This is a genomic window from Myxococcus sp. AS-1-15 (assembly GCF_020037055.1).
In the GTDB taxonomy this organism is placed as follows: domain Bacteria; phylum Myxococcota; class Myxococcia; order Myxococcales; family Myxococcaceae; genus Myxococcus; species Myxococcus fulvus.
The window spans coordinates 293,344-310,492 of the sequence record NZ_JAIQDF010000014.1 but is presented as its reverse complement, the minus strand read 5'-3'; the positions used below and the strand labels follow the sequence as shown (position 1 = coordinate 310,492).

Annotated in this window: 28 protein-coding genes; 2 read left to right on the top strand and 26 right to left on the bottom strand. The window is 70.8% G+C overall.

The window, feature by feature from the left end:
- On the bottom strand, positions 1 to 306 hold a 306-nt coding region (locus K8625_RS32480; RefSeq protein ID WP_223784908.1), incomplete at its 3' end, for a hypothetical protein.
- Positions 303 to 869, bottom strand: coding sequence for a terminase small subunit (locus tag K8625_RS32475; RefSeq protein ID WP_223784907.1), 567 nt, complete (start codon positions 867 to 869; stop codon positions 303 to 305). The genes K8625_RS32480 and K8625_RS32475, both read right to left, overlap by 4 nt.
- Before the next feature lie 202 nt (positions 870 to 1,071).
- On the opposite strand from K8625_RS32475, the gene K8625_RS32470 reads away from it, so the two are divergent.
- A complete protein-coding gene (locus K8625_RS32470; protein ID WP_223784906.1) occupies positions 1,072 to 1,818 on the top strand; it encodes a DUF4145 domain-containing protein in 747 nt (248 codons plus the stop codon).
- Positions 1,819 to 2,599: 781 nt separating this feature from the next.
- Here the strand turns inward: K8625_RS32470 and K8625_RS32465 are convergent.
- The 23 genes from K8625_RS32465 to K8625_RS44625 all read right to left on the bottom strand — a co-directional run bounded on the left by K8625_RS32465 (position 2,600) and on the right by K8625_RS44625 (position 14,200).
- The gene (locus K8625_RS32465) at positions 2,600 to 3,109 is read right to left on the bottom strand and encodes a hypothetical protein (protein WP_223784905.1); all 510 of its coding nucleotides are present in this window, start codon (positions 3,107 to 3,109) and stop codon (positions 2,600 to 2,602) included.
- A 34-nt stretch (positions 3,110 to 3,143) separates the two neighbouring features.
- Positions 3,144 to 3,347 (bottom strand): hypothetical protein, encoded by a 204-nt coding sequence (locus K8625_RS32460; protein WP_223784904.1) that lies wholly within the window; start codon positions 3,345 to 3,347, stop codon positions 3,144 to 3,146.
- Between the two features lie 229 nt (positions 3,348 to 3,576).
- Positions 3,577 to 3,975 carry a hypothetical protein gene (locus tag K8625_RS32455; protein WP_223784903.1) on the bottom strand — a complete coding sequence of 133 codons (399 nt, stop codon included), beginning with the start codon at positions 3,973 to 3,975 and terminating at the stop codon, positions 3,577 to 3,579.
- Positions 3,972 to 4,184: a hypothetical protein gene (locus K8625_RS32450; protein ID WP_223784902.1), complete on the bottom strand. Its 213-nt coding sequence runs from the start codon at positions 4,182 to 4,184 to the stop codon at positions 3,972 to 3,974. Before K8625_RS32450 ends, K8625_RS32455 begins: the two co-directional genes overlap by 4 nt.
- Complete coding sequence (locus K8625_RS32445; RefSeq protein ID WP_223784901.1) at positions 4,181 to 4,534, bottom strand: hypothetical protein; 354 nt, start codon at positions 4,532 to 4,534, stop codon at positions 4,181 to 4,183. Before K8625_RS32445 ends, K8625_RS32450 begins: the two co-directional genes overlap by 4 nt.
- Complete coding sequence (locus K8625_RS32440; protein ID WP_223784900.1) at positions 4,531 to 4,680, bottom strand: hypothetical protein; 150 nt, start codon at positions 4,678 to 4,680, stop codon at positions 4,531 to 4,533. Before K8625_RS32440 ends, K8625_RS32445 begins: the two co-directional genes overlap by 4 nt.
- Complete coding sequence (locus tag K8625_RS32435) at positions 4,680 to 5,240, bottom strand: hypothetical protein (RefSeq protein ID WP_223784899.1); 561 nt, start codon at positions 5,238 to 5,240, stop codon at positions 4,680 to 4,682. The genes K8625_RS32440 and K8625_RS32435 overlap by 1 nt, the downstream gene beginning before the upstream one ends.
- Positions 5,237 to 5,449: a hypothetical protein gene (locus K8625_RS32430; RefSeq protein WP_223784898.1), complete on the bottom strand. Its 213-nt coding sequence runs from the start codon at positions 5,447 to 5,449 to the stop codon at positions 5,237 to 5,239. Before K8625_RS32430 ends, K8625_RS32435 begins: the two co-directional genes overlap by 4 nt.
- A gap of 265 nt (positions 5,450 to 5,714) precedes the next feature.
- Positions 5,715 to 6,203 carry a hypothetical protein gene (locus tag K8625_RS32425; protein ID WP_223784897.1) on the bottom strand — a complete coding sequence of 163 codons (489 nt, stop codon included), beginning with the start codon at positions 6,201 to 6,203 and terminating at the stop codon, positions 5,715 to 5,717.
- Entirely contained in the window at positions 6,200 to 7,426 is a 1,227-nt protein-coding gene (locus K8625_RS32420; protein WP_223784896.1) for a hypothetical protein, read from the bottom strand. The genes K8625_RS32425 and K8625_RS32420 overlap by 4 nt, the downstream gene beginning before the upstream one ends.
- Before the next feature lie 3 nt (positions 7,427 to 7,429).
- Entirely contained in the window at positions 7,430 to 7,726 is a 297-nt protein-coding gene (locus tag K8625_RS32415; protein WP_223784895.1) for a hypothetical protein, read from the bottom strand.
- Positions 7,727 to 7,922: 196 nt separating this feature from the next.
- Positions 7,923 to 8,600 (bottom strand): hypothetical protein, encoded by a 678-nt coding sequence (locus K8625_RS32410; protein WP_223784894.1) that lies wholly within the window; start codon positions 8,598 to 8,600, stop codon positions 7,923 to 7,925.
- Entirely contained in the window at positions 8,597 to 10,204 is a 1,608-nt protein-coding gene (locus tag K8625_RS32405) for a DNA cytosine methyltransferase (RefSeq protein WP_223784893.1), read from the bottom strand. The genes K8625_RS32410 and K8625_RS32405 overlap by 4 nt, the downstream gene beginning before the upstream one ends.
- Positions 10,201 to 10,383 carry a hypothetical protein gene (locus K8625_RS32400; RefSeq protein WP_223784892.1) on the bottom strand — a complete coding sequence of 61 codons (183 nt, stop codon included), beginning with the start codon at positions 10,381 to 10,383 and terminating at the stop codon, positions 10,201 to 10,203. The genes K8625_RS32405 and K8625_RS32400 overlap by 4 nt, the downstream gene beginning before the upstream one ends.
- The gene (locus K8625_RS32395; protein WP_223784891.1) at positions 10,380 to 10,625 is read right to left on the bottom strand and encodes a hypothetical protein; all 246 of its coding nucleotides are present in this window, start codon (positions 10,623 to 10,625) and stop codon (positions 10,380 to 10,382) included. The genes K8625_RS32400 and K8625_RS32395 overlap by 4 nt, the downstream gene beginning before the upstream one ends.
- Positions 10,618 to 11,193 (bottom strand): hypothetical protein, encoded by a 576-nt coding sequence (locus tag K8625_RS32390; RefSeq protein ID WP_223784890.1) that lies wholly within the window; start codon positions 11,191 to 11,193, stop codon positions 10,618 to 10,620. The genes K8625_RS32395 and K8625_RS32390 overlap by 8 nt, the downstream gene beginning before the upstream one ends.
- Complete coding sequence (locus tag K8625_RS32385; protein WP_223784889.1) at positions 11,186 to 11,551, bottom strand: hypothetical protein; 366 nt, start codon at positions 11,549 to 11,551, stop codon at positions 11,186 to 11,188. Before K8625_RS32385 ends, K8625_RS32390 begins: the two co-directional genes overlap by 8 nt.
- Positions 11,548 to 11,784 carry a hypothetical protein gene (locus K8625_RS32380; protein WP_223784888.1) on the bottom strand — a complete coding sequence of 79 codons (237 nt, stop codon included), beginning with the start codon at positions 11,782 to 11,784 and terminating at the stop codon, positions 11,548 to 11,550. Before K8625_RS32380 ends, K8625_RS32385 begins: the two co-directional genes overlap by 4 nt.
- Positions 11,781 to 12,575 (bottom strand): hypothetical protein, encoded by a 795-nt coding sequence (locus tag K8625_RS32375; protein WP_223784887.1) that lies wholly within the window; start codon positions 12,573 to 12,575, stop codon positions 11,781 to 11,783. Before K8625_RS32375 ends, K8625_RS32380 begins: the two co-directional genes overlap by 4 nt.
- Positions 12,572 to 12,946 carry a DUF4031 domain-containing protein gene (locus K8625_RS32370; RefSeq protein WP_223784886.1) on the bottom strand — a complete coding sequence of 125 codons (375 nt, stop codon included), beginning with the start codon at positions 12,944 to 12,946 and terminating at the stop codon, positions 12,572 to 12,574. Before K8625_RS32370 ends, K8625_RS32375 begins: the two co-directional genes overlap by 4 nt.
- Entirely contained in the window at positions 12,943 to 13,746 is an 804-nt protein-coding gene (locus K8625_RS32365) for a hypothetical protein (RefSeq protein WP_223784885.1), read from the bottom strand. Before K8625_RS32365 ends, K8625_RS32370 begins: the two co-directional genes overlap by 4 nt.
- On the bottom strand, positions 13,743 to 13,973 hold the full coding sequence (locus K8625_RS32360) for a hypothetical protein (protein WP_223784884.1): 231 nt from the start codon (positions 13,971 to 13,973) through the stop codon (positions 13,743 to 13,745). The genes K8625_RS32365 and K8625_RS32360 overlap by 4 nt, the downstream gene beginning before the upstream one ends.
- Positions 13,970 to 14,200, bottom strand: a complete 231-nt coding sequence (locus tag K8625_RS44625; protein ID WP_223784883.1) for a hypothetical protein — start codon at positions 14,198 to 14,200, stop codon at positions 13,970 to 13,972. The genes K8625_RS32360 and K8625_RS44625 overlap by 4 nt, the downstream gene beginning before the upstream one ends.
- A 130-nt stretch (positions 14,201 to 14,330) precedes the next feature.
- On the opposite strand from K8625_RS44625, the gene K8625_RS32350 reads away from it, so the two are divergent.
- Positions 14,331 to 15,860: a YifB family Mg chelatase-like AAA ATPase gene (locus K8625_RS32350; protein ID WP_370642003.1), complete on the top strand. Its 1,530-nt coding sequence runs from the start codon at positions 14,331 to 14,333 to the stop codon at positions 15,858 to 15,860.
- Here K8625_RS32350 and K8625_RS32345 read toward each other — a convergent pair.
- Positions 15,743 to 17,104 (bottom strand): NAD(P)/FAD-dependent oxidoreductase, encoded by a 1,362-nt coding sequence (locus K8625_RS32345; RefSeq protein WP_223784881.1) that lies wholly within the window; start codon positions 17,102 to 17,104, stop codon positions 15,743 to 15,745. The genes K8625_RS32350 and K8625_RS32345 overlap by 118 nt on opposite strands.
- Between the last annotated feature and the right edge of the window lie 45 nt (positions 17,105 to 17,149).

Below are 17,149 nucleotides of genomic sequence, written 5' to 3'. Positions count from 1 at the left end.
CCTCCCCGTCTTCCGGAGCTGCGCCTCCAGCCTCTCGTGCAGGTACAGCTGGGCCTTGTTCAGCTTCAGCCGCGGCAGCTCCGCCCCGGACACCTCCTTCGGGCGAATCCGCAGGCACTTCTCCGCGTAGTGCGGGAAGTCGTCCTTCAGCCGCTGGCGGATGGCCTTCTCACGCGGCGACAGCTCCTCCTGCGCGTCCTGCACCACCAGCCGCCCGCCACGTCCCCTCAGCTCGCGCGGCTGACGGCGCCGAGCCACCTGCGTCCGGAGGGAGGGCTCCTTCCGCGCCTTCCGCGCCGCGCTCACTCCAGCTCCCCCAGCGCTTCCTCGTGGCTCTTCTTCACCTCCGTCAGCTCCAGCTTGTCAGTGAAGAGCTTCAGGTACTTGCCCAGCAGCTCCAGCGACTTGTCCTTCGGCCAGAGCTTCACTTTTGTCACGGTGCCGACCTGGACGCGCTCCTCGCCCTTCCCCGCGAACAGCGCCTCCACCTCGATGCTGGAGATGGCCCGGCGGAAGTCCTCGGGCATGTCCTTCAGAGGCAGCACCGCCCCGCCCTCTCCCACCCCCTGGCCGATGTCAGAGAAGGCCAGCCGCTTCAGCTCGCGCAGCACCTCCGCCACCTCGACGACGACTTCGTCCTGGACCGCCTCCTCGATCGCGGCCTGACCGGCCTCCACGGCTGCCAAGACCTTGGCATTCCTCAACAGGCGGGAGCCCTGCGACTCCGCCGAGGCCTTGGAGTACCCCGCGCGGATGGCGGCCTGCGTCGAGTTGGAGTCCTTCAGGAACTCCCGGACGAAGGCCCGCTGCTTCGGCGTCAGCTCGCGCGACTCTTCATCCGGGGCGTGCGTTTCCTCGGACGGGGTCAACCGACTGGTGCTCTTGCGTGCCACTGGCCGAAGTGTCGGGGCGTGTGCGGACCGCGTCCGGGCAGAAGGAACTTGCACCTACACCTACCGCAGCCCAGGCCCTACACTCATGGTGTCAGATGACGGTCCCATCAACAGTCACACGTGGCAAGCCAGCTTCCAACCTTGAAAGGCGGAAGCAGCTTCGCGTCGAGGGTACAGGATGAATACTTTCGTTCACCAAAATGCACAGGGGCCGTGCCCCCACTGCGGCGTTACGATCCACGTCAAGATCAATGAGAGCCATTGGGTCCTGCCCCTCAAGAGAGTTACTGAAGAGGACGGCACCTCGAACGGGCTCGATGTGCACGCAGGGCTCTGTCCAAGCTGCGAGGAGCCGATCCTCGACCTCGTCTATTGGGAGAAGCAATTCTACGACGACCCGGCCTGCGTCCGTAACTGGACCAGGGCATATCCGCAACTGCGACGCCCTCGCGCGCCGCCCCCAATCATTGTTCCTCCGCACATCCGTACGGAGTACGCAGAAGCAGCCGCCGTCGAGCACGTGAGTCAGCGAGCCGCTGCCGCACTTCTTCGCCGGTGTCTCCAATCCACCCTGCGGGACAACGGGTTCAAGCGAGCCGCTCTGGAAGCAGAGATCGAGGCGGCAGCTCAGAATGGAGCCATCGACTACCAGCTTCGAACAAAGCTCCACATCGTGCGGCAGGTCGGCAACTACAGCGCTCATCCAATTCCAGATGGGGGAGGCGACATTCTGCAGGTTGAGCCAGGTGAGGTCGACGCGCTCTTCGGAGCCTTAGACCAAGCGTTCGAAGTCTTCTACGTGAACCCAAATCGCGACCGCGAGATGCTTGACGCAATCAACAAAAAGCTCGTCGCAGCCGGGAAGCCACCTATCCTCGAGATGCCAACGCCTCCAGTCCCGCCCCAAAGCCCCACTGGAACATAGCGAAGAGACAATCACCTTCAGCACGCGCACCCCGGCCCCTGACGGCACGTGTTCCCGTTCGGGATGCAGGAGTCGCCACAGGGCTTGCTGGTGCTCCCGCAGCGCCTGCAGCACGTGCCTCCGCCACCACCTCCTCCCCCGGCCGAGGAGGATTCACAGGTGTAGGAGTCGAAATCGCACTTGGAGCCCCGAGGGCAGTCCTCGAGGAGCTCCCAGGAGCCGCCGGCCGACGAAGGTGCGCACCGCAGTACGTCCCCGTCACCGCACGTCCGAGAGCCCACGCCCTCTGACTTGCAGGTGTCTCCGACCTTCGTCTCCATGTCGCAGCCCTGCAGCGTCAGCGCGGCCACCAGCAACACCAACAACCTGGTCATGTTCCCCCCCCCCGTCAGAAGTGGACGGGGCATGCTCCCAGTGGAGAGCCCACCTCACAAGCCCTAGCTTTCACCTCCAGGCCACAGCTCGAGCTGACCTGCCGTCGGCGCCTTCCGTGCCCGCGGAGCCGGCTCTGGGTGAAGCAGCAGTCCGCGGGAGTAGGAGATGGAGGCCTTCCGGAGCCGGTCCTTCGCCCGCGCGAACTCCTCCTCGTCGTCTCCCGCGTCCGCGTACGCCAGAGCGGCGGCGGTGAGCCTGTCCCAGGGGTTGGCGTACGTCTCCGCCAGCGGGGTGGACAGGGGCTGGCCCCGCGTCGCGCGCTTAGCATGGGCGTGGCATAGCTTCCGGCGTAGCGCAGCCTCGCGCGTGCATCCGTCCACCGTGCAGGGCTCGGAAGGACACGGCGTCATGCCCCATGGCCCTCCTGGGCAGTCGACATCTGGCGCACCGGCACCTCCGTCAGGAAGGCGAAGGACTCCTGGACCTGCCTGGGGCGTGGCGACGCACGACGCACGGTGCGGCACTCCCCGGGCTTCGGTGCCACCCGCGGGGGCCGGGGGCACGGTGCCACCTCGAGCAGCGCCAGCTGCGTCCACACCACCGGGCCCTGTGGCACCGGCACGGGCGCGGGGCACGGCGGCGACTTCGGCTTCCTCGCGGCGACGGTGGCAGGACGCGCACGCGCCGGGAGGCGGATGCCCTCCGACTCGTTGACGCTGTACCCGTCGCTCCCCTGCCCGCGCAGGTACTTCACCACCGTGGGGATGGAGACGCCCAGGCGCCGGGCGATGACGGTGTTGCTCTCCCCCAGCTTGTGGAGGTGCATGGCGCGCGCGGCGTCGGCGGCCTTCTGGCGCGCACGGAGGTCCGCCTCGTCGGCGAGGACTCCCCGCAGGCTGTCACGCTGGCACGCCATTCTCACCCTCACTGCTAGATGTTTTTGAAACGAGTCAAATACGGTGGCCGGTTTGCTCGCTGACAGGGGTGCCCGCCAGCATCTCTCGCAGCACCCGGACGGACTCCTCGCTGCGGCGCCGCGCGTCGCGGAGTTCCTCGGCTGCCTCGGCCACCACGTCCAGGACAGGTGGAGGCACGTACCCGCGGGCCTTCGCCCACTCCTCGAGCGCGTCCCCGACGACGTCACTCCTGGCCACCCGCCTCTGAGCCGCATGGCTGTCCAGGAAGGCGACGAGTCCTGGATGGACCCGAGCCCCCACCTCCGGCCAGTCCCTCACCGTCCTCGTGGTGCGCTTGAGGGCCGTGCCGCCAGCAGTCCCTCGGCGGGCTTGCCTCCTCCGGTGGGTGTTGCAGAGTCCACGCGCGTCATGCGGCCTCTCGCACCCCTCGACGCTGCACCTCTTCTCCGCGCAGTCGGACATGGCGTCACCTCGCGGGCGTGCCGAACGGCGGGTTGCGCGCGGACTGGCACGGGACGGCCACCTGGTGACGGGCGGCGACGGCGCGGACCACGCGCGACGTCACGGCGAAGCGCTCGGCCAGCGCCTCCACGAGGACACCTTCGCGGAGCGCCTCGACGACGAGCCGCTCCATGCGCGCCTGGGCCAGCTCCTCGGTCCACCCGTTCAGCGGCACATCGGGGCCCTCGTCCTGGCCCACCTTGGGCGCGGTGCTGCTGCTCTGCTGGAGTGCGCGCTGCTTCGCCCGGTTGACAGCCTGGTTGCAGGCCTGGGAGCAATACTTGGCGTAGCCCGGCCCCGTCTTCTTCTTCGGCCTGGGGTTGGCGCACCCGGGCCGCGGGCACATCCTCGTTTCGCACGTCACGATGACCTCCTCTCCTGGTGTCCAACGCGCAGCCCCACGGCCGCGCCGAAGACGGCGAGCCCCGTGGCCATGGTGCCCAGGCGCTGCCACGACGGGGCGGGCCCGAGGGCCACCCAGCACAGGCCGGCCCCCGTGGCCCCGAGCAGCACCACCAGCGCGAGGCGCCACCTCCGGCGCCGCACCTCCTCGGGGCGCGTCAGCAGCGTCACGTCGGCACCTCGACGAGCGCCGCGAACCTGGGCGCCAGCTCCGGGAAGTGCTCGCGCGCGGCGGCCACCACCGCGGCGAAGTCGTGAGTGCCACGGACCAGGATGGCGCTGTTGCTGTTCATCCGCCGGTCGGAGCTCCGGTCCCACCACGCCAGCACCGTCCACCCATAGACGTGATGGAGGCGCGCGCGGCCCTCCACCTGGTGCGGGTCCTTCGGCGCGAGCTTCGCGTCGATGTGGCGTGGATGGAGTAACGCCGGAACGAGGCGCTCGCCGAAGCCAAAACCGGGCGTCCAGAGGCAGTGCCCCATTCCCCGCTTTGCGCCGAAGAAGAGGACGTCGGTGCTCATGGGGCGCTCCCCTCTTCGGCGGCCGTCGGCGACACCGGCTGCGGCGAGCAGCTCCGCCCGAGGTGGGCAAGCCCACCGAGCGCGAACAGCACGAACATCATCGGCACGAACCACTTCTTCCACTTCAGCGTCGCCTTCTCGTTCATCACTTCCTCCTCGTGCTGTTGCTGCTGGGGTAGGTGGCGGGCGTGGCCAGCGCCCGGACGTCGGCCGGTGACTTCGGGCGCCGCTCGGCGCGGACGACAGCCGGCGGGCCGCTCGCGTCGGTCTGGCCGGCGGGCAGCGCCTCAACCACCCGCGGCTCAGCCGCCAGCAGCGCGTCACCCTGGGCGGTGAGCCGGTGCAGCAGCTGCCCGAGGAGCGCGCCCGGGGCCTCGCCCCAGTGCAACTCGACGCGGACGCACTCCGGCCCCTGCTCCTGCCGGTACTCCCAGCGCACCAGCGGCGTGGCGTCGTCGATGCGCAGGCACGCGCAGAGCTCGTCGCGCACGGACTTCAGCGCGGCGGCCAGGTTGTCCGAGTCCAGGGCGCGCGGTGCCACGCGCGTGAGCCGGAACACCACCAGCGGCCCGCCGTCCCAGCCCGGCCACCGCGTCCGCGTCGCGCGCCGTTGCGCGTCCGTCCTGGCGTGGCGCGCGCGGAAGTGCTCGCGCTGGTTGGTGAGCGACGGCGCCTTGATGGGGATGTCGAACTTGATGCACGTCACGGCTTGAGCCCTCCCTCTCGAATGCGCTGGTGCAGCAGGCAGGTGCATGCCTGCCGTCCGTTGGAGCGCGAGAAGCGGCACCCGCGCTCATGGCGCCCGTACCTGTCGAGCGCGATGGCCGTCTGGCGGCGCGACTCCTCCAACTCGGCGATGCGCGCCTGGGCGAGCCGCAGCGCCTGCTCCATGTCCGGGTGCTTGCGGCACGTCATGACGGCCTCCTCTTCTTTCTGGTCACGCGCACCTCGTAGGGGCCCGTCGTCGTGTCGACGCGAGCGCGGCATTCCGGAGAGCACCACACGGGCCAGCCGTCACCACCGTTCTCGTCGGCATGCAGGCCCGTCTCGTCATCGAGCACGCTCGTCCACCGGCCCCAGGTCGGCCCCCAGGGGTTGACGAGGCCGCATCCCGCGCAGCGGTAGGCCTTCCGTCCGACGGCCGGGTAGTCGCCGACAACGCCACCAGCGAAGGGATTCCTCACGGCGTCGCCTCCTCGGGGCGGAGCGCCCCGGTGTACTTGTCGAGCAGCAGCACGCGCCCCTTCCAGCCGGCGGCGCGACACAGCGACGTCATGTGCTTCGTCCCACTCCCCAGGCCCGGGTCCGTGTGCGCGGCCACCCAGCGCACCGTCCAGCCCTGGCGCACGTAGCCGTGCAGCGCGGCGGCCATGGTCTCGTTGCGGACGGGCCCGGCACGGCGGCCCAGCCGCTTCCACTCGGCGGGGAACCTGTCCACGCGCGAAGGCGCGAAGTCGGGCCACTCGAGGTGGCACGCCACCTCCCACAGCCGGTCGGCGCCGAAGGCTCCGGGCTCGTCGGCCTTTCGCGGGTCTCCAGCGCCGTGCATGAGAACGGCACCGCGGATCTGCGCGAACTGGGCCACGTAGCGGCGGAGTTCCGGCAGGTGCGCCAGCGTCAGCCCGGAGGCGCCACAGCCCAGTAGGACCAGCTTCGTAGCGCAGGTCATGGATCCACCCCCTGCTCCAACTCCGGCGCGGTGAAGCGCAACTCGCAGAGCCCGAAGCGGTCCGCGTTGTCGCCCAGCCACCGGGACCACTGCTCCTCGACCCAGTCTCGGTTGAAGCGGTCCAGGCACTCGACGGTGAGGACGCCGTCCACGAGTCCGACAGGCGTCGTGCACGCCGCGAGGCTCGCGCCGTTGTACGGCTGCAGCGCGCGCGCAGCCTCCAGCACCTGCCCCCAGACGCGGCCCGCGGGCGTGTCCGGCAGGGGCTGGGGCTCGGGCATGGTGCCACCGCCCACGGAGTGCGCGCCGCGCCGCTGCTCGACGACGGGCTCGCCCTGTCCGGGCACGTGGCGCGGCCACACCTCGGGGGCGATGAAGGCGCGCGCGGGGCAGACGGGCTGCCGCGTCCGGCCCCAGTCGTCCTCGAGGTACGCCAGGCACGCGCCCCAGAGGCGCCCCTCGTCCCCTCCCACTGCAGCGAGCGCCTCCTCGTACCAGGCGGCCCAGCCCGGCGGAGGCCTCGGCTCGGGCACGGCGCCGCGGTGCCGCGCGCACCGGGCATCCTGGAAGCGCGCGAAGAAGGCCTTGTCCGGGCTGGGGGTGGTCTCCTCCATCCACTTCGGCTTCGCGGGGGCAGCCGCCGACGTGTCCACCCGGTGGACGTGTCCGAGGTGGACATCGGCGGTGGACGTGGTGGACGTGTCCGAGGTGGACATCTCGCGCGCGACAGCAGCAGCAGGCTTCTTCTTCCTCTGTCGCCTCTTGTCGTTCCGCCACTTCTCCCTCTTCAGCTCAGCCTCCGGCTTCGCTGCTGCTGCTTCCCCCCTACCCCCCTTCATGTCCACCGGAGACGGGTGGACATCGGTGGACACGTCCACCTCCGTGCGGTGGACATGCTGGTGGACATCCGGAGCCGGCGACGGGTGGACAGAGCCTCCAGCAACCGGCGCGGGAGCCCGGGCGGCCAGCACCTGCGCGAGCGCGCGGGCCTGGTCCTGGACGACGTCGAGCAACTGGCCGGCGCGGACATCCGCCTCCGCCCGGGCCTCGCGCTCGGCGGCCAGTTGGGCGCGCAGGGACTCCAGCTCGGCGTAGGCGCGCGCCAGGTCGGACGCGAGCGCCTCCACCTGGGGCGCGGCCAGGCCGGTGGAGCGCGCGCGGGTGCCGCTCCCCGGCGGGGGGAGGACGGAGTCCTGCGCGGTGGGCGTGGGGCAGTCGGCCATGGGCTACGTCTCTCCGTTGGTGGTCTGGCCATGATGGGGAGATTCCTGACAGCCCAAACACCTCTCGACTGCCCCCGGCGCGTAGCAACACGAGGGCAGGACGGGCTGGATACGGCAGTTGGCGCCGAACAAGTTTCCGTGCTCGCAGGTGGGCCACTCGCCCGGGTGGGCGGCGCGGACGCGCTCGGTGGGCGCCGTCGGCGCGTGGGGTGCCAGGGCGCCCAGCTCGGTGACGTCCTCTCCGAGGCGGGGCGCGCCGCCGACGCTGCAGGTGGTGGCGAGCAGGAGGCAGCGGCTCATCGCGGGCTCCCCAGCATCAGCCACAGGGAGCGCCACGCCCCAAGCCGGGCGCGAGAGCGGCGAATGCTCGCGCTCATCGCGCCCACCATCCCCCAGCCCTTCCCCCTGGTCCACGACCGGTGCCCACGAAGCTCATGGACCTCTGCCGCAACTTCAATGGCCACTAGCGCATCGACTAGCGCGAAGAGGAACGGGCTCATGGGCGCGCCTCCGCGGGGCACACGTGCGGCGAGCAGCTGCAGCGCCAGCCCTGGCACGGGCGGCACGGGGCCATGGCCTTGCGGCAGGCAGGGCACTTCGCCAACACCCGCTCCTTCAGCCCAGGCCGGTGGATGGGCTCCGAGCACCGCGCGGCGAGCGCCGCCTCCGCCTCGCGCCGCTCCTTCGCCGTGCGCTGCGCCTGCTCGTAGCCCGCGCGCACCGCGGTGAGGATGTCCTCGGGGAAGGCCCACACCTCGCCCTCGGCGCGCAGCTCGCACGGCACCCACTCGGGGAGGGCCACGTGGTGCTCCAGCCACAGCCCGTACGGGCCCCGGTACCAGGGGCTGGAGGCGAAGTGCTGGAGCCGCGGGTGCCGGGGTGCCTCCGGGAAGCGAGTCACCGCGACGACGCGCGCCACCACGGTGACGTGCCGCTGGGGCAGCAGGTCCAACTCCGGCACGCCCTGGCCAGGCCCGTCGCTCCGGGCAAACCACGCCACCAGCCGCTCGTCGCGCCCCTCCCCGCCGCACACCGCGACGTAGGCCCCGGGCACGAGCTCCGGCGGCGCGCGGTGCAACTCGATGACGTCGGCGCGCAGCTCCGCCGCACGCGCCAGGGCGGGCGCCACCGTGAGGGCGTGCAGCGGGAGTCGGGCGGGAGGGCACGTCGTCATGCCGCGCTCCTGTCCGCCAGTTCGTCGCCCATGTTGGCGCGGACGAGAGCCTCGGCCACCTCGGGGCACACGGAGTTTCCGATGAGCCTCACCTTGGCCGCCTTGGACTTCGCGGCGCGCATGTCGAAGGTGTCGGCGAAGCGGCCGAATTGGGCGCGGAGGAGCTCGTGGGGCTCGAGCATCCTCATGCCGATGTCCACAATCTGGTGCTCCACACCAGCGACCGTCACCAGCCCCATCCGCGCCTTGGCGGTGATGGTCCGCATCGGCCTATCCACGCGCTGCCCACCGGTGGCGTCCTCGCCGTAGTACGACGTGAGGAAGGCGCGGACCTCCGCGATGTGGTTGCCCTGGCCGGTGACGGTGGGCATGGGCCCGGAGACGTCCGCGCCCGTGCAGTCGCCGCGCAGCTTCACCAGCGTCGCCGCCGTCACCGCGTTGTGGTCCGTCGCGGTGATGGTGTCGATGGGGCGCGTGAGCGGCGAGCCCGGCGTCATATGCCCGCCGAAGTGCTTCGTCACGAAGGCACTGACGAGCGCGTGCTTCTGGCCGTCCGCCACCACCGTGCCGAGCGGTTCGTGCAGGTCCAGGTAGCGCGCGCGCTGGCCCGGGCGCTCGCCGTATCCCGTCTGGATGAGCGTGGGCGCGACCACGGCGTGGCCGCGCTGGCTGGCCGTCACCGTAGAGAGGGGCGCGTCGATGCGCTCACCGCGCGCGTCCTGGCCTCCGTGGTTCACCTTGACGAGCGACGGCACCACGAGGGCGCGGTCGTTCTTGGCGGTGATGGTGCCGACGGGCGCACCGACAGGTGTGGGCGGAGTCTGGCCAGCTCGCCCGCCGCACCCGACGATGTAGGGCTCCGGGTTTTCGAGCACGAAGCGGCGGAGCCCCTCAGCGATGCGCCACATCGTCTTCTCGGCGAGCGGCTTCTTGCGCTCGAAGATGCTCGGGCAGGGCAGCGACCAGTCGATGCACTCCGCGGCGGTGCGCAGCGGCTTCAGCCCGGGGGCCGTGCCGTGCGTCTCCTCCGGCCACCGGATGGGCAGCCCGTCACACCGGGCCACCAGGAACAGGCGGCGGCGCTTCGTCCGCGCGCCGAACTTGCTCGCGTCGAGCACCTTGTAGGCGACCTGGTACCCCAGAATCTGGAGCGCCCCCATCCACTGGTCGAACGTCTCCCCGGCGCGCGCCTTGTCCGGGCGCCCGTCCGCGTCGAGCGGGCCCCAGGTGAGGAACTCCGCGACGTTCTCTAAGAAGATGCACCGCGGGCGGACGCGCCGCGCCCAGTCCACCACCACCCACGCGAGCGAGCGGATGCCCTTCTCCCGCGGCGCGCCGCCCTTCGCGACGGAGAAATGCGTGCAGTCGGGCGAGGCCCAGAGCACGTCCACCGGGTGCCCGTTGACGGCCTGCTCCGGGCTCACCTCCCAGACGTCGGAGATGTAGTGGGTTGCGTTCGGGAAGTTGTCCCGGTGGACGGCGATGGCCGTGGGGCTGTGGTTGATAGCGATGTCCATCGGCCCCAGCACGGCCTCGATGCCCTTGTCCGCGCCGCCGCAGCCCGCGAACAGCACCACCTTCTTGGGGGGCTTGTTGCACTTCATGAGGCGCTCCGGCGGAACGCGGCGACAGCCAAGCAGGCGCCGCCGATGAGAAGGACGAGGGACAGCAGGCCGAAGGCCACGGCCCCGGCGTAGGCGCAGGCGTGCCACTCGGACTCGGTGCGCGCGACTGCCGCGCCGAGCAGCGCGCCCACCAGGGCGATGAGGACGAGGCGGCTCACCACCGTCCCTCCGCGAGCCGCTTCACCTTCTCGCGCTCCTCGCGGAGCTTCGACGCCCAGTGCTGCTCGAAGCGCTCGACGCTCCCCCTGAATTTCTTCAGGAGCGCATCCCTGGCCATCGCGACAAGGTCTGCGCGCGCAGCCGTGACGTGTCCGCATGCCGCGCACGTGAGCCCGGACGTCTCCGGCTTCGGATAGAGCGCCTTCTGTTGGCACCTCGGGCAGCCCGGGAAGTCACTCATCGGTGGCGTCCTCCACCGGCTTCTCCCTCAGCCCCTCGAAGACGTTGTCCTTGGAGATGCGGGAGTGGCCCTCCATCTCCCTCTCGCGCATGACCGCCGCGAGCCGCCCGGCAATCCACTCGCGGTCCGTCTGCTTCGCGCGAATCTCCTCAGGCGTCAGGTGGCACGAGCACGGCGGCTCCTCTTCAAGCTCGAAGCCGGTGAAGCTCCGGCGCGGTTTGACGCCGTCGCAGCGCTTCTTTTCCTGGTGACGCTTCCCCTTCTTCTCCTCGTCCTCCATCCCCCGGCGACCGTGCTCGTGAGCCAGGTGTCCACACCGGTTGCAGCGGAGCACGGCGACAGCAAGGACGAGCGCAATGGGCGTCTTCTCGATGATGTCTTCGCCGTCGTGCTCGCCGCCGAAGCGTGCATGCCAGTCTCCATTCGGCTTGCGACCTCGGAAGCGCCCACCCTTCACGGCACGCACGAGGAGCTTCGTCCTGTCGTGCTCGGCCTGGAGCTTGTCGAGTTGCGACCACACCGTGTCCGGCTTCTTCACGGCCAGCTCCGCGCACGTCTTGCTACCCATGGGACACCCCCTTCTTCAGCTCTTTCGTGGCGACGGCGCTCTGGCCCTGGGCGACGAGCTCCTTCCCGGACTCGGTGAGCACGAGGCCACGCGCCGTCACCGGGCCGCCGTCACCGGGCGTGAGGCAGCGCTTCTTGCGCAGCGCCTTGACGTGGTCCTGCACGCCGTTGGTGGACCGGATGTCCAGCGCGTCGGCGAGTTCGCGGTATGACGGCGGGCGCCCAGTCTCCGCAGTGTGCGTGGCGATGGTGACGAGCACCTCCAGCTGGCGCGCCGTCACCGGCTCGTCGGAGGTGGGGCCGTGCTCGGCCTTCGGGCGGTGAATCGGCGGACGGGGGTTGGAGCAGTGGCGGCTCATGAGAGGACCTCCTCGGGCGGAAACTCCATGGTGACGGTGAAGTCGTTGATGCCGAGCCCCGCGGCGTCGGCGTGCTTGCCGACTTCCGCGAAGGCCTTGGTGCTGGCCGCGTCGGACGTGGCCGCGTCCACAAGGACGGACGGCAGTCCCTCGGCCTGGATGGTGACGCGCCGGCCCTCGGGACCCTTCGTCTCGCGGTACAGCAGGCGCCGTGGCGCGCGGCAGGTGGTCATGCCGCACCTCGAGTCCACTTCGGGTACGGGAGGGACGGCGGCAGGCGTCGACGGATGGCCGGACGGAGCCCCCACAGGTAGCGGTGGTTCCCCTGGTGGCGTTGGCGGCGCGTCACCTGTGGCAACCACGCCCGGAGCCACACACGCAGGTCCTCGCCGGGAGCGGGTACTTCAGCGCCAGCCCCCACGAGCTGCGCCACCGCGTACCGCCAGCCCTGTTCTCTCGCTCGAACCTTCTGAGCTGCGCGGGCACTGAACACCGTCCCGTCGGGGAGCAGGTGCAGCGTGCGCGGCGTAGCGCGCCCCCGGTACACCGCGTTGTGCGCTTGATAGATGGTGCCGATGTGCCCGGGGAACACGAGCGCGCCGCTCGATGTGGTGCGTGCTTCCGGGTCCGCGAAAGTCAGGACGCCTGCCACTCCGTCGCGCGCCAGCACCTCGAAGGCCCGCGCGAGGAACCACGTCTCACCGTTGGCCGGCACGTCGTCGAGCAGCACGAAGCGCCCCAGCTCCACGCTGGATTCCGCGCCGCCGGGGAACACGGCAAGTGCCTTGTCGTTGACGGGCTGGGAAAGCACAGCCACGCCCACCAACTCGCCGCGCCGGTGAAGGCCGAAGCGCCAGCGCGCAGCCGGGTACGTGCCGCTGTAGTGGTGCGCCTCGACGAAGGCCCGCGCCTCCGTGTCGCGCGACAGGCGTGCCACTTCGTAGTCGCTGGCGCGGATGGGCTCGCTGGCCGGCCGGTACGTGGCCCGCCGGTCGCGCCATCGCTGGACGCAGGACGTCATCATGGCTTCCACTCCGCGGCGCGGCCGTCCTGGATGGCGGCGTGCTCGGCGCGGGCGTCGGCCTCGGTGGCCTTCCGCGTCCGCTCGGCGCGGTGGAGCCGGATGCAGCGGACGGTGGTGTACTTGTCCGTCTCGACAGCGCCGGCAGCGACGGCGGCCGCACGCCGGGCCTTGTTGAGGTCGTAGTGCGGCAGGTCGCCCTCAACCTGGAACCACGAGCGACGCATGCCGATGCGCGCCGCGAGGGCGTGCAACTCGCCCAGGTCCAGGCTGTCGGTGAACAGGTGGCACGAGCCGCCCGCGAACACGCGGCGCACCTGCGCGGACTTGCCCGCCAGCCCGTAGTCCGTGAACACGTCGACGTAGACGGTCATGACTGGGCGCCTCCGGCCTGGGTGGCCAGGGCCTGCTGCTCGGCGGCCAGCTCAGCGCGGATGGCCAGGACCAGCGCCGGCCACACCTGCTCGGAGAAGGCGAGGTTGAGCTTGTCCGCGATGTAGTCGGGCGTGAGGCGCGTGAGCCATGACCGGAAGCAGCCACCGTCCGTGGCCCACCACCGGTAGGCGAATCCGCCCCAGTCGGAGAGGGCGAAGAGGGTGCCGTCGGCCCGGAGGACGATGTCGCCAAGCCAGCCCCCATTCGCGGTGCGGAGGGCGTACTGCCACACGGTGGGGCCGATCGCGGGCGCAGACTGAGCCAGTTGCGCCTCGAGCTCGTCGACGCGCGCGAGGAGCGCCGCCACGTCCGCCCACGAGGCCGCGATGAACCGGGCGTCCGGGTGGTTGATGTCCGTGACGCGCCCGCGCCCCGCCGCAGTATCCGGGACCACCACCTCCGACAACTCCTGGAGGTAGCCCGCGGTGCAGAACATCGGCTGCGCGCCTTGCGTCCCCCAGCGGTGGAACTCCATGACCGAGCGCATGCCGGGCGCGTGCAGACCCACCTCGCGAGTACGGAGGTAGCCGAACCACCTCCATGGACCGCGAGTCGCGGCGGCGTGGCGAGCGCGGATGGCCTCCAGCCTCTCCGCCCAGTCGGGCGGGCTGGTGGGGCTGTCCTCGCGGAGGGTCCGGGCCACGGCTTCGAGCTGCGCCACCTGCCGGGTGGAGAGCCCGTGGTTGCGGATGACCGCGATGAGCCGCTCCAAGGCCGGGCTCAAGGGGAGCGTGCTCATCGCGTCACCTGGGCCAGGTAGGTGGTGACGTAGCCGTCGCAGGCGTAGCGCGCGCCGTCGGCCGTCATCGACCAGGCGCTGGCCACGGGCTCATCGGCCACGGTGTACGCCACGGCGCGCCAGCCCTCGCCGCTCGCGCGGACGAAGATGGCCGGCCGGGGCTCCGTCGGCGCCGGGGGCGCGTACACGGGAGGCGACAGCGTCGACCACTGGCGGACGTCGCTCACGGGGCACCGCCCGTCTTGCCGGACTGGGCGTCCCGCGCGCCGGACTGACGGGCCAGGTTGCGGAGCGCGGCGACGTACGCCTCGAGCAGCGAGTCCGCCTCGGCCGGCTCCGCCACATCGTGCTGCACGCGCCACCGCCCGTCCGGCAGCTTCTGCTGGGTGGTGGTGAACCGGTCGGGGACGGTGCCCGTGGGGGCGTCACGCCGTGTCCCGTCAGTGTCCCGCACTGGAGTCTTTCTGGCGGCGGCGCGCGGCGGCGCGCGGAAATCGCCCTCTCCTGCCGATGACGGCGCGGAATCTCGCGGAATCTCGCGGACGTCGGCGGAGCCAGCGCCCGCAGACCTGCGCAAGGACGGCGTGGCGTTCGAGCTGCCCATCGCGTTGGGAGTCCTCGCGGCGGCGAAGCTGCTCGAGGAGGCCCCCCTGGGGCGCTATCTCTTCGGCGGGGAGCTGTCGCTCGACGGCACGCTCAAGCCCATCAAGGGCGTGCTGCCGCTCGCGGTGGCCGCGCGGGACAAGGGCTTCGAGGGGGTCATGGTGCCCGCGGCCAACGCGGCCGAGGCCGCGCTCGTCGAGGGCTTGAGTGTGTTGCCCGTGACGAGCCTGCGCGAGGCGGTGGACCACCTCACCGGGACGCGCGTCATCCCTCCCTTCTCTCGTCAGGGTGTCTCGCATCCAGTGGGCCGTGGACGCGCGGAGCCGGACATGGCGGACGTGAGGGGACAGCCCGACCTCAAGCTGGCGTTGGAGCTGGCGGCGGCGGGCGGGCACAACGTGTTGATGTGCGGCCCCCCCGGCTCGGGCAAGACGATGCTGGCGCGCAGGCTGCCCGGCATCCTTCCGGCGATGACCTTCGCCGAGTCACTCGAGGTGACGAAGGTCTACTCGGTGTTGGGGCTGCTCAACGAAGGCCACGCCCTGGTGCGCGAGCGTCCGTTCCGCGCGCCCCACCACACGCTGTCCGACGCGGGGCTCGTGGGAGGTGGCCCCCTGGCCCGTCCTGGAGAGCTGTCGCTGGCGCACCACGGCGTCCTGTTCCTCGACGAGCTCCCGGAGTTCCGTCGCAACGTGCTGGAGGTGCTGCGACAACCGCTGGAGGAGGGAATCATCCACCTGGCGCGCGCCAACCAGAACATCAGCTACCCGTGCCAGGTGATGCTGGTGGCGGCGATGAACCCCTGCCCTTGCGGCTACTTCAACGTGCCGGGACACACCTGCACGTGTCCGGAGCACCGCGTGTTCGACTACCACGCCCGCGTCAGTGGCCCGCTGTTGGACCGCGTCGACATCACCTTGCAGACCCGTCCGGTGGAGTACCACCACCTGGCGCGCGCGGAGGCGAAGGAGTCCTCCAGTCGCCACCATCGGGAGCGCGTGGAGGCCGCGCGGCAACGTCAGCGTGAGCGGTACCGGGACGAGCCGAGCGTGCACTGCAACGCGCAGCTGCCGTCCCACCTGCTGCGGCGTCACTGCGTCCTGAGCCCCGGCGCCGAGCGGATGCTGGAGCTGGCGGTACGGCGCCATGGGCTGTCCGCGCGAGCCCATGACCGGCTCCTGAAGCTCGCCCTGACTCGCGCGGACCTGGAGGACCACGGACGCATCGAGGACGTGGACATGCGGCTCGCCATCGACTCCAGGGCGCTGGACCGACGAGGCTGGCTGCACTCGAACACCCAGGGAGGCCCCCCTCCCCTTCGTTCAGGCGCGGGCGGGCGGTGGAGACCGCCCGCCGCCGATGGGTCCCTGCCCAGTGCCCGAGGCGTCAGGCCTCAGTGGGTCGACGGAGGAGACAGCTCATTCGAGGAGGAGACGAGGCGCGACGCCCCCTCCGTGTCATCCGTGGGGGCCCCCTTCCCGTCCGGCGACGAGGCCACGAGCGTGAGCTGATCCAACCTGGGCGCGGGGCCGGTGATGATTCGGGCCGACTTGCCGAACGTCAGATAGGAGTAGGCCCAGTTGAGCATCACCGCCAGCTTGCTCCTGAAGCCGATGAGGAACATCAGGTGGATGAACAGCCAGGCGCCCCACGCGGGCAGCCCTGTCTGTTTGAAGCGCCGGAAGGCGATGCCCACCGCGTGGCCACGGCCAATCACTGCGTAGGAGCCCCTGTCCCAGTACTTGAAGGGCACCATGGGTTCCCCGCGCAGCCGGCGCAGGATGTTGGCCGCCGCGTGCTTGCCCTCCTGCATCGCGGCGGGCGCGAGCCCCGGCACGGGCGTGCCGTCCGCTTGATTGAGCGAGGCCAGGTCCCCCACGACGAAGACATCCTCGTGACCGGGGACGGTCAACTCAGGCGTCACATGCACGCGCCCCGCGCGGTCCAGCGGCACACCGAGCGAACGAGCCACCGGCGAGGCGGCGACACCGGCGGCCCAAATCACGGTGCGGGCCGCGATGAACTCCGTGCCGATGTAGACGCCCGTCTCGTCGATGTTCGTCACCCGGGCGCCCGTGCGGACCTCCACCCCAAGCTTCTCCAACGTGCGACGCGCCTTGTCCGTCAGGTCGTCAGGGTAGACAGGCAGGACCTTGCCCAGGCCCTCGATGAGGATGATGCGCGCATCGCGCGGGTCGATGTTCTTGAAGTCGCCCGACAGGGACTTGCGGCTGATCTCCGCCAGTGAGCCCGCCATCTCCACGCCTGTGGGCCCCGCTCCGATGATGACGAAGTTGAGCAGGGCCTTGCGGATGCGAGGGTCCGTCTCACGCTCGGCCAGCTCGTACGCCAGCAGGACCCGGCGTCGAATCTCCACCGCGTCCTCGATGGACTTAAGACCCGGTGCATGGCGCGCCCACTGGTCATTGCCGAAATACGAGTGCGTCGCCCCCGTCGCGATGACGAGGTAGTCGTACTTCAGCTCTCCATCCGAGAGCAGCACCCGCTTCCCCGCGGTGTCGACACCCGTCACGTCCGCCAGCACCACCGCGACCCCCTGGGGTCCGAGCAGGGCCCGCAGCGGCGCGGCAATCTCGCTGGGGCTCAGCGTCGCCGTGGCCACCTGGTACAGCAGCGGCTGGAAGAGGTGGTGGTTGTGCCGGTCCACCAGGGTGAGACGGACCGGCGCCTTGGCGAGCTGCTGCGCGGCCCGAAGCCCGGCGAACCCGCCGCCGAGGATGACCACATGGGGCATGTCTTCGCGTTGGGTTTTCACGAGCGAAAGGTCATGCCGCCCCCT

Excerpts from the sequence above, each read along its gene's own strand:
- K8625_RS32470 (WP_223784906.1), top strand. The coding sequence starts at position 1,072 with ATGAATACTTTCGTTCACCAAAATGCACAGGGGCCGTGCCCCCACTGC.
- K8625_RS32465 (WP_223784905.1), bottom strand. The coding sequence starts at position 3,109 with ATGGCGTGCCAGCGTGACAGCCTGCGGGGAGTCCTCGCCGACGAGGCG.
- K8625_RS32445 (WP_223784901.1), bottom strand. The coding sequence starts at position 4,534 with ATGAGCACCGACGTCCTCTTCTTCGGCGCAAAGCGGGGAATGGGGCAC.
- K8625_RS32440 (WP_223784900.1), bottom strand. The coding sequence starts at position 4,680 with ATGAACGAGAAGGCGACGCTGAAGTGGAAGAAGTGGTTCGTGCCGATG.
- K8625_RS32430 (WP_223784898.1), bottom strand. The coding sequence starts at position 5,449 with ATGACGTGCCGCAAGCACCCGGACATGGAGCAGGCGCTGCGGCTCGCC.
- K8625_RS32425 (WP_223784897.1), bottom strand. The coding sequence starts at position 6,203 with ATGACCTGCGCTACGAAGCTGGTCCTACTGGGCTGTGGCGCCTCCGGG.
- K8625_RS32420 (WP_223784896.1), bottom strand. The coding sequence starts at position 7,426 with ATGGCCGACTGCCCCACGCCCACCGCGCAGGACTCCGTCCTCCCCCCG.
- K8625_RS32415 (WP_223784895.1), bottom strand. The coding sequence starts at position 7,726 with ATGAGCCGCTGCCTCCTGCTCGCCACCACCTGCAGCGTCGGCGGCGCG.
- K8625_RS32410 (WP_223784894.1), bottom strand. The coding sequence starts at position 8,600 with ATGACGACGTGCCCTCCCGCCCGACTCCCGCTGCACGCCCTCACGGTG.
- K8625_RS32405 (WP_223784893.1), bottom strand. The coding sequence starts at position 10,204 with ATGAAGTGCAACAAGCCCCCCAAGAAGGTGGTGCTGTTCGCGGGCTGC.
- K8625_RS32395 (WP_223784891.1), bottom strand. The coding sequence starts at position 10,625 with ATGAGTGACTTCCCGGGCTGCCCGAGGTGCCAACAGAAGGCGCTCTAT.
- K8625_RS32390 (WP_223784890.1), bottom strand. The coding sequence starts at position 11,193 with ATGGGTAGCAAGACGTGCGCGGAGCTGGCCGTGAAGAAGCCGGACACG.
- K8625_RS32385 (WP_223784889.1), bottom strand. The coding sequence starts at position 11,551 with ATGAGCCGCCACTGCTCCAACCCCCGTCCGCCGATTCACCGCCCGAAG.
- K8625_RS32380 (WP_223784888.1), bottom strand. The coding sequence starts at position 11,784 with ATGACCACCTGCCGCGCGCCACGGCGCCTGCTGTACCGCGAGACGAAG.
- K8625_RS32375 (WP_223784887.1), bottom strand. The coding sequence starts at position 12,575 with ATGATGACGTCCTGCGTCCAGCGATGGCGCGACCGGCGGGCCACGTAC.
- K8625_RS32370 (WP_223784886.1), bottom strand. The coding sequence starts at position 12,946 with ATGACCGTCTACGTCGACGTGTTCACGGACTACGGGCTGGCGGGCAAG.
- K8625_RS32365 (WP_223784885.1), bottom strand. The coding sequence starts at position 13,746 with ATGAGCACGCTCCCCTTGAGCCCGGCCTTGGAGCGGCTCATCGCGGTC.
- K8625_RS32345 (WP_223784881.1), bottom strand. The coding sequence starts at position 17,104 with ATGCCCCATGTGGTCATCCTCGGCGGCGGGTTCGCCGGGCTTCGGGCC.